Genomic DNA, 14,184 nt, shown 5'->3' with positions numbered 1-14,184 from the left:
ACTTTTTACGTTTATAATGAGTGAATGAATGCAGTGGCAATGCCAAAGTAGATTAATAAAGATAAAATATCGTTTAACGTTGTAATCAGCGGTCCAGAAGCAATCGCCGGGTCTACTTTCAGTTTGTGCAAAATAATAGGGATAATCGTTCCTGACATCGTGCCGATGATTAAGGTTAAGAACAGTGAAGAGGCGACAACAAATCCCAAAAGCGCATTCCCCTGCCATATGATAGAAACAATCGCAATCAGCACAGAACAAACCGCTCCGATAAAAATGCTTGTTCTGAACTCCCGGAAGATCAGGCGCACAATCGTTTTTTTGTTCATTTCTTCTTTAGACAAACCTCTGATGACAACCGCAAGAGATTGTGTTCCCGTATTTCCTGTCATCCCTGACACCATCGGCATGAAAAACGCAAGCGCGACAACCTGCTTCAGCGCGTCTTCAAAATAGCTGATAATGCTTCCTGAAATCAGTCCGATAAATAAGAGTAAAATCAGCCATGGCAGACGCCGGTATGCCGCCACGTAAGCTTTTGTGTCAAAGGTGATGTCTTTACCGGAAGCGGCAAATTTTTCGTAATCCTCATCAGCTTCCCGAATAACAACGTCGATAATATCATCAACCGTCACAATGCCGACAAGCACGTTGTTTTCTTCTACAACCGGTATTGCCAAAAAATCGTAACGTTCTATCAGGCGGGCAACTTCTTCCTGGTCCTGAAGAGCATCTGCTGATATGACGCGGGTAAACATTAAATCCTGCACCTTTTCTTCAGGTTCACCCAGAATCAAATCGCGGTAGGAAAGAACCCCAACCAGCTGTTTGCTTTCATTAATAACATATAAGTAGTTGATCGATTCAGCTATTTCAGCGAAGCTTTTCAGTTTGACGACCGCGTCTTTTACCGTGTAATGCTGAGGGATCCACACATACCGGTTTGTCATCATGCGTCCCGCTGAATCAGCCGGGTAATTCATCAAGAGCTGTACAGCTTTTGATTCTGACGCTTCCATGCTGGATAAAAGCTGTTCCTTCAGTTCTTCGTCCATTTCTTCAAGCAATTGAGCGAGGTCATCGTTGTCCATTTTGTTCATCGCCAGTGTTGCTTTTGTTTTTCCGACTTTATTTAAGACGACAAGCTGAAATTCGCGTTCCAGCTCCCCGATCATATCAGTGATATCGTCTACAGTTAAATAAGATAAATAGCGGGCGCGATGTTTTTCCGGCATTTCTTTAAAAATAAATGCCATGTCATAGGGCTGAAGCTCATCAATAACACTTCTAAAATCCCTGATTTTCCCGTCTCGCAGTAAAATAATGATGCGTAAAATGAGTTCGTCATAGGTCATGTTTTGAACCATCGGGACTCGTACCTCCTCTACGGAGACGTGCCGGCCTCGCCAGAAGGTGCGGCAGTTCGTCTCCTCATCGTGTAATCAATTGTCTTGCTGTCATAGTATATGGGTACTTCTTCAGATTGACTCGAATGGGGAGAATCCATACTCCGCACCTCCTTTGATTGGTTTCGTTTTAAAGGCATAAAAAAAGCCTTCGGGATTGAAGGTGAAAGAAGCACGGCAAAAAAAGCGTGCGGGCGCCTTCAATCGTAGAGCTTTAGCACTGTATGGCATAGGACAAGCATCCAGCTGCATTAAAAATCACCTTATGTCGATGATTTCTGTTGACCCATTGGCGTCTTTGGACATTTTTGGGCAGCAGCGTATCTCCATACAGGAGCCTCACCTAACGAAGTTCCTAATTGAATTGACACACTGAGATTACAGAAAAAAACAAGCTATGTCAACTCAAAAAAGTAATAAATGCGCTTACATCACAATTACGGAACAAAACAAGGGCCTAAGCCCTTATTCTGTTGTTTGTGTCTCGTCATCTTCAGAAAGCAAATGATACGTTTCATGAAGAAATAAGGCATACTCTCCTTCCTTCGTCGGATGAGGGACATATTCAGCCTGATTGATGTATTGCTCCTCTTTCTTTTCCATGCGTTTCGCCTCCTTTTCTACTTAGATTGTCCAAAAGAAGGTTTCTTATCATGAAAAACCCCCGCTGCAGCGGGGGTTTTGATTAGTCATCTATCTCCTGTTTGATAATGCGTCCATCTTTTGCGGAAATTTCAAATTCTGTCTCAGTTCCTTGCTTCGTTTGGATTTCCATTTCATAGATGTAAGCACCGTCATCTTCGTCAAGCTTACTTTCTGTTACGGTTCCACCTGTTTGCTTTAAAGCAATTTCTTCAGCTTCTTCTTTGGTTATGGCGACTTGTTCTGCTTTCTCCTTTAACGGGTCATTAAGCGCTTGTTTTGTATGAATATCTACATAAACGTCGTAGTCTTCACCTTCTTTTTCAATCTCCACTTCATAGACTTCTTTGCCGTTGTAAAGGTCTCTGTCAATGTCTTCTACTGTGCCGTCAACAACTGTTTTAGCAATTGCTTCTGCTTCTTGTTCAGTGAGTGCATCCGTCTTAGAAGAAGCCTGTCTGTTTTCATTGTTTTCTGTGGCAAACGCGTTGTAGCTGAATCCTCCGGCCGCTAGGCACCCTGCTAAAAGACCGACCATCCATTTTTTCTTGAGCATTTGTGAGCCCTCCTTTGTTTTGTATGAGTACAGTTTACATACTCAACATGAAAGGAAAACGAGAGCAAGATGAGAATTTGATGAGAAACCGTCAGTCTTCATACACAATGTTAGCTACCTTTCCTGTGTAGGCATTGATTTTCACTGTCGCTTCCTTATTATCAGGAAGATCAACGTCTACTTCAAAGATGAGAGTGCCCTCACTTTCTTCGAGATCTGCGTCATCCGCTGTTCCGCCCGTTTTTCGCTCTGCAATTGTTTTGGCTTCTTTTTTCGTAATCGGCGTTTTTTGTTGATCTTTGCTGCTGATTTGATCGGCAGACAAGACTGTTTTTGCCTGCATGTCTACCTTCACTTCGTATGTTTTCCCGTCTTCTTTTTGTATGGTATAAGTGGCAACTTGACTTTGCCGTGTTTGTTTTTTGACCGTTCCCGGCACCCGCTCAAGCGCGAGATGCTCGGCTTCTTTTTCTGTCATGGCAGATGGATTCACTGCTTTTACTCTATTCATTGAAAGAATGTCAGCCGATATTGCGTCTGCTTTTACAAAGTAAGTTCCCTTTGGATTTTCAAGGGTTATATCATATGTTTTTTTATCCTTTGATTGTGTTGCTTTCGTGACCTTGCCTTCATAAGAGGCTTCGACTTTTTTTACGACAGTCTCCTTTGACAATACGTTCTCATGGGTTTGCCGAATGATGAGAAACGTACAGATGATGACAACTAAAATGGCTGCTGCAGCAAAAGATACTGTTTTTATTGTTTTAGTCATCGGCCTCCCCCATTCTGTTCGCTGAATTGCATGGTGACAGCTGTTCCTTGTCCCGGCTTGCTTTTGACAGACAGCTCAATGCCATGCTCATCAGCGATTTGCTTGGCAATGGAAAGGCCTAAACCTGTTCCGCCTGTTTTTCTGTTTCGTGCCTCATCTGCCCGGTAGAACCGTTCGAACAAATGCGGGATATGCTCCTCAGGTATTCCGATGCCTTCATCCCTCACTGATAGAAATGGCCGTCCATTCCTCGTTCCGGCTGACATCTCAATAGGCTTTTCACTATACTTTATTGCATTATCAAGCAAAATGGTCAACAGCTGCTTGATGCGTTCTTCATCTGCCTTTACAAGCAGGCTCTCTTTATCTGTTTCAAGCAATATGTCACGCTGATAAACGGACTGGAGCGTTTGCATAACCGCGCGCGCCGCTTTAATCAGATCGATTGTTTTCAGATCAACCTCGAGTCCTTGATGGCTTTTGGCCAGCGCCAAAAGCTGATTGGTCAGTTTTTTCATATGCACCGCTTCTGAGTGAATGGCTTCTATCGACTCCTCAAGCACCTCCGGCTTTTTTGCACCCCACCGCTTCATCAGGCTGCTGTAGCTTTCTATAATAGTGAGCGGGGTTTTCAATTCGTGTGAAGCATCTTGAACAAATTGCTGCTGTTTATCATAGTGCTCCTTCAGCATCATTGCCATTTCATTAAATGTCAGCCCCATTTGATACAATTCATCGTTGGACTGTCCTTCTAAAGAAATCGTTTTAAATTCTTTGTCTCGCTGTATGTCTTTCATTGTGATCATTAATCGTCTGATCGGATTGATGATTCGGCGGGCTAGCAAGCTGCCTGCAAAAAAAGAAGCAATGCAGACAGCAGCACTTGCAGCGATTAAGATGATTTTCAGCAGAAACAGACTCTCTTCTGTGTTCTCCAGTCTTTCAACCAGCTGAAGAGACACGACTTGTCCATCGGTCCAAATCACCGGAACAGCAGCCTCGGCAAACAGCTTGCCGTCAGGTTTCCTCACATCTGCCGTTTCGCCGCTATGAAAAGAGAGAGGAAAATCTTTATAGGCTTTTTCTTTTGTGATCGTCATAACGGCTTTTTGATCACCATTCACTACACGCACCATGCCATTTGCCGGAAGATAGGCCTGCAGCATATCCTGCAAAGCCACTCCTTCTGTTTCAGCGGCACGCAGCGCTTCGGCAATGTTATCCGTCTCATCAGCAAGCCGGGCCGCATCCTTTGATGTCAGCGCAGACGAAAAAATGAGATATACTGCGGTATGAACCAAAATTAATAAAATCAACAGTGATATCGAAGTGTATAGATGAATCTTGGTCTTCAGCTTCATCGTTTACCCCTTAATGGCATAGCCGACCCCGCGAATCGTATGGATCAGCTGTTTTTCGTAAGGATAGTCCAGTTTTTTTCTGATGTATCTTATGTAGACGTCCACGACATTTGTATCACCGATATAATCAAATCCCCATACTGAGCTTAGAATTTGCTCCCGTGTCAGCACTTGCTGCGGATGCTTTAGCATATAGACGAGCAGATCAAATTCCCGCGGCGTTAATTCCACCTCTTTGTCTCCGCGTCTCACTTCACGGGTTTTTTCGTTCACCCGCAAATCGTCATATGTAAGAAAGGTGCCGATATCTTCAGTTTTTGTTCCATTTTGCCGCAGCGCCGCCCTGATTCTCGCAAGCAATTCCTCGATTTCAAACGGCTTGGTGACATAGTCATTTGCACCGATGTCCAGACCTGTTACCTTATCAGGAATACTGTCTCGCGCCGTTAATAATATGACCGGTGTCTGCGAATCCGTTTTTCTCAAGCGGCGCAGCACTTCCAGTCCGCTAAGCCCCGGAAGCATGACATCAAGAAGCACCAAGGAATACCCGCCTTCCGCTGCCGCATCAAGACCTTCTGTGCCATTGTGTTTGATCGTGACGCTGTATCCTTCATATTCCAATTCAAGCTGAAGAACCCTGGCGATTTTTTCTTCATCTTCCACAATTAATATGTGTCCTTTTTCCAAATTTGACCATCCTCTCCCGTCCCTATATGAAAAAAATGATTTCGTTGTTTACAAAATGATTCTTATCATCTATTATGATGTCAAAATAAAAAATTGTATACGGAAAGCACTAGGGGTGCTGTTTTGGCTGAGATAAAGCGCGGAAGAAACGCGCTTTGATCCCTTATGACCCGATCTGGATAATACCAGCGTGGGGAAGTGCAGGTTGACCGAATGGTGTATTTTTTTGTGCGCTTAATCGATCTATGACTGCATATTCCCTTAGGATATGCAGTTTTTTATTTTACCAAAAAAACAGGAGGTCGGAGAAATGGAGCATATTTGCGGTACAAGCAGAATCGCCGGTTTTCGCTTCTCTTTATATCCGATGACGGATGATTTTATCAGTGTGATCAAGTCTGCGCTGAAAAAAACAGATACATCCAAGGTTTGGACGAAAACCGACCATATCAGCACGGTGTTACGCGGATCGATTGATCATGTATTCGATGCTGCAAAAGCCATTTACCTTCATGCAGCAAACAGCGAACAACACATCGTCATGAACGGCACGTTTTCCATTGGATGCCCGGGTGACACACAGGGGGATACATATCTTTCCAAAGGTGATAAGCGTGTCAATGAAGATGCTGTCCGAGGCTTGAAGGCGGAAGCGCCGTGCCAATTTGCCCTTTATCCAATGAATGAGCCGGATTATATGGGATTGATTATGGAGGCTGTCGACATTGCAAAAGCCCAAGGCACTTTCGTACAGGGTGTCCATTACGCGAGCGAGCTTGACGGGGATGCGCATGACGTATTCAGCACATTGGAGGCCGTTTTCCGCATGGCTGAGCAGCAAACAAACCACATCACCATGACTGTGAATCTTTCGGCTAACAGTCCATCAAGAAAAAACAGAAAGCAGGGATAACATGAAAAGCTGGAAAGTAAAAGAAATTGTCATCATGTCCGTTATCAGTATCGTATTTGCCGTTGTTTATTTATTATTTACACATTTCGGAAACGTACTTGCAGGTATGTTTGGGCCAATCGCCTATGAACCAATTTACGGCATTTGGTTTATCGTTTCTGTGATCGCCGCGTACATGATTCGAAAACCGGGTGCGGCGCTCGTTTCTGAAATCATTGCCGCTCTCGTTGAGTGCCTGCTGGGAAATCCGTCTGGCCCGATGGTCATCGTCATTGGCATTGTTCAAGGGCTCGGGGCTGAGGCTGTATTTCTTGCAACACGCTGGAAAGCATACTCTCTCCCTGTCCTTATGCTGGCCGGTATGGGGTCTTCAGTAGCCAGCTTTATCTATGATCTCTTTGTTTCTGGCTATGCAGCCTATTCACCAGGTTATCTGCTCATTATGCTTGTGATCCGCCTCATTTCCGGCGCGCTTTTGGCGGGGCTTCTCGGAAAAGCTGTCAGCGACTCTCTCGCTTATACAGGTGTGTTAAACGGAATGGCACTCGGAAAGGAACTGAAAAAGAAACGGAAGCGGGCGTCAGAACATGCAAGCCTTTGATGAGCTTCTGACGGTTGAGCAGCTCAGCTTCTCTTATGAAGAAGACGAGAAACCGGTTTTTCAAGACATTTCGTTTGAGCTTCAAAAAGGAGAATGTGTTTTATTATTAGGACCGAGCGGATGCGGTAAAAGCTCGCTCGCCCTTTGTTTAAACGGTCTATATCCGGAGGCTTGCGACGGCATTCAGTCCGGACATGTATTTCTATTTCAAAAGCCGGTCACAGATGCTGAAACCTCCGAAACGATTACTCAGCATGCCGGGGTCGTTTTTCAGGATCCTGATCAGCAGTTCTGCATGCTGACGGTGGAGGACGAAATAGCGTTCGGGCTGGAAAATCTGCAAATTCCAAAAGAAGAAATGACAGAGAAAATCAACGCCGTATTAGAAAAATTACGCATTACCCATTTAAAAGAAAAAATGATCTCAACCCTTTCAGGAGGACAAAAGCAGAAAGTGGCTCTCGCCTGTATTTTGGCGATGGAGCCTGAGCTTATTATTTTAGATGAGCCGACCTCTCTTTTAGACCCTTTCTCAGCTCGGGAGTTCGTTCATCTGATGAAGGATCTTCAGCGGGAAAAAGGTTTCAGCCTCCTCGTCATTGAGCACCAGCTTGATGAATGGGCGCCTTGGATTGAGAGAACGATCGTACTCGACAAATCAGGCAAAAAGGCACTGGATGGCCTGACGAAAAATCTATTTCAGCATGAAGCGGAGACACTAAAGAAATTGGGCATCGCCATTCCAAAGGTCTGTCATCTGCAGGAAAAGCTGAGTATGCCGTTTACTTTATCAAAAGAGATGCTGTTCAAAGAGCCTATTCCTGCCGGGCATGTCAAAAAGAAGAAAGCCCCTTCTGGGGAGAGTGTGCTTGAAGTCAGCAGCCTTTCGTTCGCGAGAGGACAGCAGGCGATTTTCAAAGACATCAGCTTTTCGTTGCGCGAAGGCTCTTTAACGGCGCTTGTCGGTCCGAACGGAACTGGAAAATCGACGCTCCTATCAGTTCTGGCCAGTCTCATGAAACCGCAAAGCGGCAAAATCCTTCTCTATGATCAGCCGCTGCAGAAATATAAAGAAAAAGAATTGCGTAAACGGATGGGATTTGTTTTTCAAAACCCTGAGCATCAATTCGTCACCGATACGGTGTATGACGAGCTTCTGTTCGGCCAGAAAGCAAATGCTGAAACTGAGAAAAAAGCGCAACACCTGCTGCAGCGTTTTGGTCTTGCGCATTTGGCTGATCATCATCCGTTTGCGATCAGCCAAGGGCAAAAACGGCGACTGAGCGTAGCTACTATGCTCATGCATGACGTAAAGGTTTTATTATTAGACGAACCAACCTTTGGCCAGGATGCCCGCACGGCGGCTGAATGCATGGAAATGATTCAACGTATCAAGGCAGAGGGAACTGCTGTCCTTATGATTACACACGATATGGAGCTAGTCTCTTCGTATGCTGACAGCGTGCTTGTGCTTCACGATACAGGCCTGGCCTTTGACGGATCTCCAGCGCAGTTGTTTTCTCAAGAAACAGGGCTTGTTCAAAAAGCAAAGCTCACCCTTCCCCTTCTATATGAATGGATGGCATTTCAAGAGGAGGTGCGTGATGAAGCAACCGTTACATCTCATTAATCCGACTGTGAAAGCGGCGGCGGTTTTTTGTTGTGTCGTCATGCTGTCGTTTATTTACAACCCTTACACTCCGGCATGTTTTTATATCATCATCGTTGCGGGCGTTTTACTGGCGGCCGGAATCCCATTGAAAAAATGGTTGTTGTTTACGATTCCGTTTTTGATTTTAGCATTCGGATGCGTGTGGACAGCCGCAGTTTTTGGAAAAGTGCCGACAACACCGGATAATTTTTTGTTTCAAGCAGGCCCTATCTCCATTAACAGCGATAATGTGTCTGTCGGCATCTCTCTCGGGTTTCGTATTTTATGCTTTTCCGCCTTATCGATGATGTTTGTTTTTACAACCGATCCGATTCTATTTATGCTGAGCCTTGTCCAGCAGTGCAGGCTCTCACCAAAGCTCGCGTACGGTGTCATTGCAGGCTTTCGCTTTCTTCCGCTGTTAAAGGATGAGGTCCAGCTGATTCAGCAGGCTCATAAAATCAGAGGAGGAGCGGCGGAGAGCGGCATCATTAATAAAATCAGTGCGTTAAAACGATATACCATACCGCTATTGGCAAGCGCCATCAGAAAAGCGGAACGGACAGCGCTTGCGATGGAATCGAAAGGATTTACAGGAAGCAGAAACCGGACATACTACAGGACATTGAGCGTGAACCGGCGCGACTGGGTGTTCTTTTGCCTCGTCCTCTTATTATTCGCGGGATCCTTTCTCGTATCTTTATGTTTCGCATCATAAAAAATCCGCTATCACAGATAGCGGATTTTTTTATTGATGATAGTTTAATGCTTGGGCAAGGTTGGTTTTAATAGTAATATTCGAAAAGTCAATCCCCAGCTGTACAGCAGTTTGCGCAATTTCAGGCCTGATTCCTGACAGGGTTGACCGGACACCGATCAGATTAAGCGCCTCAATCAATTTAAAGATCTGGTGCGCCACCATCGTATCCACCACAACAACACCTGACAGATCGATTAACAGATGCTCCACACGTCTTTTCGCACAAGCTTGAAGCGTGTTTTCCAGAATAAACTTCGCCCGTTCGGTATCAATGTCACCGACAAGCGGCAGCAGAGCTGTTGATTTGCTCAGGGTAATGACAGGTGAGCTTAATTCCAATATCATTTCTCTTTGGGCGTTTAATTGCTGCTTGGCATTCATTTCAGCGTGATCAACGAATGTATAAATGGTGAAATCAAATACTTTTACAATCAAATCTGCCCATTTTTGCTTCTCTCCCGGTTCAAACGCTGATTCATTTTCTTCTGCGAACTTCTCAAAATACTTCGTATATAATCTCCTGTTTCTCATAAACTCCCGAATGACATACTGAACCGGTGTGTCGAGATGTTTTTGATCGTTGGTCAGCTCAATGACCCACTCTTGAAACTCTTCGAGAAATTGTTTTTCCGGTAAAACATACATGTAATTCAGATGCCGGTAAAATTCTCTGTCCTGCTCTTTCAATTCTTCCGTTACTGTTGCATTATGTAGGGCGTAAAGCGAATTCGGATCACTTTCCTCCATCGTTTCAATCCATTCCTCGGCCATTTGTTCCACATGCTCTGAAAAAAATGCATATAATTTTTCATTCAGTTTCATGACACTGCTCCTTTCCCCAACACTATTATAACTTGACTTACAGTTGAATCCCAGTCATACATGTTGAAGCCATCCAATATTTTGAAGATTACTAATTCTTTGGTGTGTATCCTATTTTTTCAAAATGCTTCAAATGGCTCTGTCCGAGCGCTTGCTTTTTTCATATAATATGAGGCAACACCCTTGAATCCACTTGCAAGCATAAAAAAGGAGGGCTTTTTTATGAATGGTGAAATCCGCTTGATCCCGTATGTGACGAATGAGCAGATCATGGATGTAAACGAGCTTCCTGAGGGCATTAAAGTGATTAAGGCGCCAGAAATGTGGGCAAAAGGGGTAAAAGGCAAAAATATTAAAGTTGCTGTATTAGACACAGGCTGCGACACAAGCCACCCTGATTTAAAAAATCAAATCATCGGCGGAAAGAACTTCACGGATGACGACGGCGGCAAGGAAGATGCGATTTCCGACTACAACGGACACGGCACACACGTCGCCGGAACAATTGCAGCTAATGATTCAAACGGAGGCATTGCCGGAGTCGCGCCTGAGGCAAGCCTATTGATTGTGAAGGTTCTTGGCGGCGAGAACGGCAGCGGACAATACGAATGGATAATTAACGGCATCAACTACGCGGTGGAACAGAAAGTCGACATCATCTCAATGTCCCTTGGAGGGCCAAGCGATGTGCCAGAGCTAAAAGAAGCAGTGAAAAACGCAGTGAAAAACGGAGTGCTTGTCGTTTGTGCAGCGGGAAATGAAGGTGACGGCGACGAACGCACAGAAGAGCTTTCCTACCCCGCAGCTTATAATGAAGTGATTGCAGTTGGATCTGTTTCTGTAGCGCGAGAATTATCAGAATTTTCTAACGCGAATAAAGAGATTGACCTTGTGGCACCAGGAGAAAACATCTTATCCACCCTTCCCAACAAGAAGTACGGTAAGCTGACCGGCACTTCAATGGCTGCCCCTCATGTCAGCGGTGCGCTTGCTTTAATCAAAAGCTATGAAGAAGAATCATTTCAAAGAAAGCTTTCTGAATCTGAGGTTTTCGCACAGCTAATCCGCAGGACACTTCCTCTTGATATTGCAAAAACGCTGGCAGGCAATGGATTCCTGTATTTAACAGCTCCTGATGAGCTCGCAGAAAAAGCAGAGCAATCACATTTGTTGACCCTATAAGATTATTTTTCTTATATAATATACACCACATCATGTAAATAAAAATTTCAAATTCTATGTTGACAATGAATTTGAATTACTGTTAAGATTACCAACAAATGATTCAACTTTTCAAAAAATTAATAACATTTTCTCTTATCGAGAGTTGGGCGAGGGATTGGCCTTTTGACCCCAACAGCAACCGACCGTAATACCATTGTGAAATGGGGCGCACTGCTTTTCGCGCCGAGACTGATGTCTCATAAGGCACGGTGCTAATTCCATCAGATTGTGTCTGAGAGATGAGAGAGGCAGTGTTTTACGTAGAAAAGCCTCTTTCTCTCATGGGAAAGAGGCTTTTTGTTGTGAGAAAACCTCTTAGCAGCCTGTATCCGCGGGTGAAAGAGAGTGTTTTACATATAAAGGAGGAGAAACAATGACAACCATCAAAACATCGAATTTAGGATTTCCGAGAATCGGACTGAACCGGGAATGGAAAAAAGCACTTGAAGCGTATTGGAAAGGCAGTACTGATAAAGATACGTTTTTGAAGCAAATCGACGAACTATTTTTATCCGCAGTAAAAACACAAATTGACCAGCAGATTGATGTTGTGCCTGTTTCTGATTTCACACAGTATGACCATGTACTCGACACAGCAGTCAGCTTCAACTGGATCCCGAAACGGTTCAGACATTTGACTGACGCTACCGATACATACTTCGCTATCGCCCGCGGAATCAAAGACGCTGTATCTAGTGAAATGACAAAATGGTTTAATACAAATTACCATTACATCGTTCCGGAATATGACGAGAGCATTGAGTTCCGTCTGACAAGAAACAAACAACTCGAAGATTATCGCCGGATCAAACAGGAATACGGTGTGGAAACAAAGCCTGTGATTGTCGGCCCTTATACGTTCGTTACGCTTGCTAAAGGCTATGAACCGTCTGAAGCAAAAGCGATCCAAAAACGCCTTGTGCCATTATATGTACAGCTTTTGAAAGAGCTTGAAGAAGAAGGCGTAAAATGGGTTCAAATCGATGAGCCGGCGCTCGTTACCGCCTCTAGTGAAGATGTACGCGGCGCAAAAGAATTATTTGAAAGCATTACAAGTGAGCTTTCATCCTTGAATGTGCTTTTGCAGACGTATTTTGATTCTGTTGATGCTTATGAAGAGCTGATCTCTTACCCGGTTCAGGGAATTGGCCTTGATTTCGTTCACGACAAAGGCAGAAACCTGGAACAGCTTAAAACACATGGCTTCCCGACAGATAAAGTGCTGGCAGCCGGCGTTATCGACGGACGCAACATTTGGAAAGCGGACCTTGAAGAGCGTCTCGATGCCGTTCTTGATATTCTCAGCATTGCAAAAGTTGATGAACTGTGGATTCAGCCTTCCAGCAGCCTGCTGCATGTTCCAGTAGCGAAACACCCTGATGAGCATTTGGAAAAAGACCTATTGAACGGATTATCCTACGCAAAAGAAAAGCTGGCCGAGCTGACAGCTTTGAAAGAAGGCTTAGTATCAGGAAAAGCGGCGATCAGCGAAGAGATTCAGCAGGCTAAGGCTGATATCCAGGCGCTTAAACAGTTTGCAACAGGCGCCAATTCTGAACAAAAGAAAGAGCTTGAGCAATTAACTGATAAAGACTTCAAGCGCCCGATTCCGTTTGAAGAACGTTTAGCCCTACAAAATGAATCTCTCGGCCTTCCGCTTTTGCCGACGACAACGATCGGCAGCTTCCCGCAGTCTGCTGAAGTGCGGAGCGCACGCCAAAAATGGCGGAAAGCTGAGTGGTCCGATGAACAGTATCAAAACTTTATCAATGCGGAAACAAAAAGATGGATTGATATTCAGGAAGAATTGGAGCTTGATGTCCTTGTTCACGGCGAATTTGAACGGACAGACATGGTCGAATACTTCGGTGAAAAGCTGGCCGGTTTCGCCTTCACTAAATATGCCTGGGTTCAATCATACGGCTCACGCTGTGTCCGCCCGCCAGTCATTTACGGAGATGTTGAATTTATTGAACCGATGACAGTGAAAGACACAGTCTACGCACAGTCATTGACTTCCAAGCATGTGAAAGGAATGCTGACGGGCCCGGTTACAATCTTAAACTGGTCTTTCCCTCGAAACGACATCTCGAGGAAAGAAATCGCCTTCCAAATCGGGCTTGCCCTTCGCAAAGAAGTTAAAGCGCTTGAAGACGCAGGCATTCAAATCATTCAAGTCGATGAACCAGCGCTGCGTGAAGGCCTTCCATTGAAAACCCGCGATTGGGATGAGTATTTGACTTGGGCGGCAGAAGCTTTCAGATTAACCACTTCTTCCGTGAAAAACGAGACACAAATTCATACACATATGTGCTACAGCAACTTCGAAGATATCGTTGATACAATCAATGATCTTGATGCCGATGTGATTACAATCGAACATAGCAGAAGCCACGGAGGATTTTTAGATTACTTAAAAAACCACCCGTATTTGAAAGGGCTTGGCCTTGGTGTATATGACATTCACAGCCCTCGTGTGCCGTCAACTGAAGAAATGTACAATATTATCGTTGATGCGCTTGCCGTCTGTCCGACTGACCGCTTCTGGGTAAATCCAGACTGCGGATTGAAAACAAGACAGCAGGAAGAAACGGTTGCAGCATTGAAAAATATGGTTGAAGCCGCAAAACAGGCAAGAGCACAGCAGACACAGCTAGTATAATTTGAAAAAACCATCTGCATTTGGCAGATGGTTTTTTTCTATAATACAGCCACAATCGGTTTCTTATTTAGCAAATCCCCCAAATACTTTGTTTATTTTGCACTTTTTTAAGAATGTTCTTTGC

Annotated in this window: 14 protein-coding genes and 3 riboswitches; of the genes, 6 read left to right on the top strand and 8 right to left on the bottom strand. The window is 44.5% G+C overall.

What is annotated here, in order from left to right; genetic code table 11:
- Positions 1–11 precede the first annotated feature (11 nt).
- The 7 genes from mgtE to ykoG form a co-directional block, all read right to left on the bottom strand.
- A complete protein-coding gene (gene mgtE, locus NST22_RS07220) occupies positions 12–1,367 on the bottom strand; it encodes a magnesium transporter (RefSeq protein ID WP_003232543.1) in 1,356 nt (451 codons plus the stop codon).
- 17 nt (positions 1,368–1,384) lie between these two features.
- Positions 1,385–1,507 carry a hypothetical protein gene (locus NST22_RS07215; protein WP_009967087.1) on the bottom strand — a complete coding sequence of 41 codons (123 nt, stop codon included), beginning with the start codon at positions 1,505–1,507 and terminating at the stop codon, positions 1,385–1,387.
- A 91-nt stretch (positions 1,508–1,598) separates the two neighbouring features.
- Positions 1,599–1,764, bottom strand: a riboswitch (M-box (ykoK) riboswitch).
- A gap of 107 nt (positions 1,765–1,871) precedes the next feature.
- A complete protein-coding gene (locus tag NST22_RS07210; protein WP_003218541.1) occupies positions 1,872–2,009 on the bottom strand; it encodes a transcriptional regulator SplA domain-containing protein in 138 nt (45 codons plus the stop codon).
- Between the two features lie 82 nt (positions 2,010–2,091).
- Entirely contained in the window at positions 2,092–2,604 is a 513-nt protein-coding gene (locus tag NST22_RS07205) for a PepSY domain-containing protein (RefSeq protein WP_003232544.1), read from the bottom strand.
- Positions 2,605–2,695: 91 nt separating this feature from the next.
- On the bottom strand, positions 2,696–3,376 hold the full coding sequence (locus NST22_RS07200) for a PepSY domain-containing protein (protein WP_003244905.1): 681 nt from the start codon (positions 3,374–3,376) through the stop codon (positions 2,696–2,698).
- A complete protein-coding gene (gene ykoH, locus NST22_RS07195) occupies positions 3,373–4,737 on the bottom strand; it encodes a two-component system sensor histidine kinase YkoH (RefSeq protein ID WP_003245526.1) in 1,365 nt (454 codons plus the stop codon). Before ykoH ends, NST22_RS07200 begins: the two co-directional genes overlap by 4 nt.
- Positions 4,738–4,740: 3 nt before the next feature.
- Positions 4,741–5,427, bottom strand: coding sequence for a two-component system response regulator YkoG (ykoG, locus tag NST22_RS07190; protein WP_003232551.1), 687 nt, complete (start codon positions 5,425–5,427; stop codon positions 4,741–4,743).
- Between the two features lie 101 nt (positions 5,428–5,528).
- Positions 5,529–5,641: riboswitch (TPP riboswitch) on the top strand.
- A 96-nt stretch (positions 5,642–5,737) separates the two neighbouring features.
- On the opposite strand from ykoG, the gene thiU reads away from it, so the two are divergent.
- From thiU to thiX, 4 genes are read left to right on the top strand one after another with little or no spacing between them, the layout of a single operon-like run.
- Positions 5,738–6,340: an HMP/thiamine ABC transporter substrate-binding protein ThiU gene (gene thiU / locus NST22_RS07185; protein ID WP_003244962.1), complete on the top strand. Its 603-nt coding sequence runs from the start codon at positions 5,738–5,740 to the stop codon at positions 6,338–6,340.
- A gap of 1 nt (position 6,341) precedes the next feature.
- A complete protein-coding gene (locus NST22_RS07180; RefSeq protein ID WP_003232554.1) occupies positions 6,342–6,941 on the top strand; it encodes an ECF transporter S component in 600 nt (199 codons plus the stop codon).
- Complete coding sequence (locus NST22_RS07175) at positions 6,928–8,571, top strand: ABC transporter ATP-binding protein (RefSeq protein ID WP_003245821.1); 1,644 nt, start codon at positions 6,928–6,930, stop codon at positions 8,569–8,571. Before NST22_RS07180 ends, NST22_RS07175 begins: the two co-directional genes overlap by 14 nt.
- Positions 8,546–9,310 (top strand): HMP/thiamine ABC transporter permease ThiX, encoded by a 765-nt coding sequence (thiX, locus tag NST22_RS07170; protein ID WP_003245037.1) that lies wholly within the window; start codon positions 8,546–8,548, stop codon positions 9,308–9,310. Before NST22_RS07175 ends, thiX begins: the two co-directional genes overlap by 26 nt.
- A gap of 30 nt (positions 9,311–9,340) precedes the next feature.
- On the opposite strand, the gene rsbRB is transcribed toward thiX, so the two are convergent.
- Positions 9,341–10,174 carry an RsbT co-antagonist RsbRB gene (gene rsbRB, locus NST22_RS07165; protein ID WP_003232560.1) on the bottom strand — a complete coding sequence of 278 codons (834 nt, stop codon included), beginning with the start codon at positions 10,172–10,174 and terminating at the stop codon, positions 9,341–9,343.
- A gap of 222 nt (positions 10,175–10,396) precedes the next feature.
- Here rsbRB and isp point away from each other — a divergent pair, with 222 nt between their 5' ends.
- Both isp and metE read left to right on the top strand, forming a co-directional pair.
- Positions 10,397–11,356: a serine protease Isp gene (gene isp / locus NST22_RS07160; protein WP_003232562.1), complete on the top strand. Its 960-nt coding sequence runs from the start codon at positions 10,397–10,399 to the stop codon at positions 11,354–11,356.
- A gap of 132 nt (positions 11,357–11,488) precedes the next feature.
- Positions 11,489–11,644, top strand: a riboswitch (SAM riboswitch).
- A gap of 127 nt (positions 11,645–11,771) precedes the next feature.
- Positions 11,772–14,060, top strand: coding sequence for a 5-methyltetrahydropteroyltriglutamate--homocysteine S-methyltransferase (gene metE, locus NST22_RS07155; RefSeq protein ID WP_003232565.1), 2,289 nt, complete (start codon positions 11,772–11,774; stop codon positions 14,058–14,060).
- Positions 14,061–14,184 lie beyond the last annotated feature (124 nt).

Origin of the sequence: Bacillus sp. PS237, from assembly GCF_037963345.1 — a bacterium.
Classification (GTDB): Bacteria; Bacillota; Bacilli; order Bacillales; family Bacillaceae; genus Bacillus; species Bacillus subtilis.
The sequence above is the reverse complement of the archived record's forward strand: the minus strand, read 5'-3'. Positions and strand labels throughout refer to the sequence as shown.

What these genes read in the sequence shown, in the direction of transcription:
- thiU (WP_003244962.1), top strand. Translation starts at nt 5,738, where the DNA reads ATGGAGCATATTTGCGGTACAAGCAGAATCGCCGGTTTTCGCTTCTCT.
- ykoH (WP_003245526.1), bottom strand. Translation starts at nt 4,737, where the DNA reads ATGAAGCTGAAGACCAAGATTCATCTATACACTTCGATATCACTGTTG.
- metE (WP_003232565.1), top strand. Translation starts at nt 11,772, where the DNA reads ATGACAACCATCAAAACATCGAATTTAGGATTTCCGAGAATCGGACTG.
- rsbRB (WP_003232560.1), bottom strand. Translation starts at nt 10,174, where the DNA reads ATGAAACTGAATGAAAAATTATATGCATTTTTTTCAGAGCATGTGGAA.
- NST22_RS07175 (WP_003245821.1), top strand. Translation starts at nt 6,928, where the DNA reads ATGCAAGCCTTTGATGAGCTTCTGACGGTTGAGCAGCTCAGCTTCTCT.
- NST22_RS07180 (WP_003232554.1), top strand. Translation starts at nt 6,342, where the DNA reads ATGAAAAGCTGGAAAGTAAAAGAAATTGTCATCATGTCCGTTATCAGT.
- isp (WP_003232562.1), top strand. Translation starts at nt 10,397, where the DNA reads ATGAATGGTGAAATCCGCTTGATCCCGTATGTGACGAATGAGCAGATC.
- thiX (WP_003245037.1), top strand. Translation starts at nt 8,546, where the DNA reads ATGAAGCAACCGTTACATCTCATTAATCCGACTGTGAAAGCGGCGGCG.
- mgtE (WP_003232543.1), bottom strand. Translation starts at nt 1,367, where the DNA reads ATGGTTCAAAACATGACCTATGACGAACTCATTTTACGCATCATTATT.
- NST22_RS07200 (WP_003244905.1), bottom strand. Translation starts at nt 3,376, where the DNA reads ATGACTAAAACAATAAAAACAGTATCTTTTGCTGCAGCAGCCATTTTA.
- NST22_RS07210 (WP_003218541.1), bottom strand. Translation starts at nt 2,009, where the DNA reads ATGGAAAAGAAAGAGGAGCAATACATCAATCAGGCTGAATATGTCCCT.
- NST22_RS07215 (WP_009967087.1), bottom strand. Translation starts at nt 1,507, where the DNA reads ATGGATTCTCCCCATTCGAGTCAATCTGAAGAAGTACCCATATACTAT.
- NST22_RS07205 (WP_003232544.1), bottom strand. Translation starts at nt 2,604, where the DNA reads ATGCTCAAGAAAAAATGGATGGTCGGTCTTTTAGCAGGGTGCCTAGCG.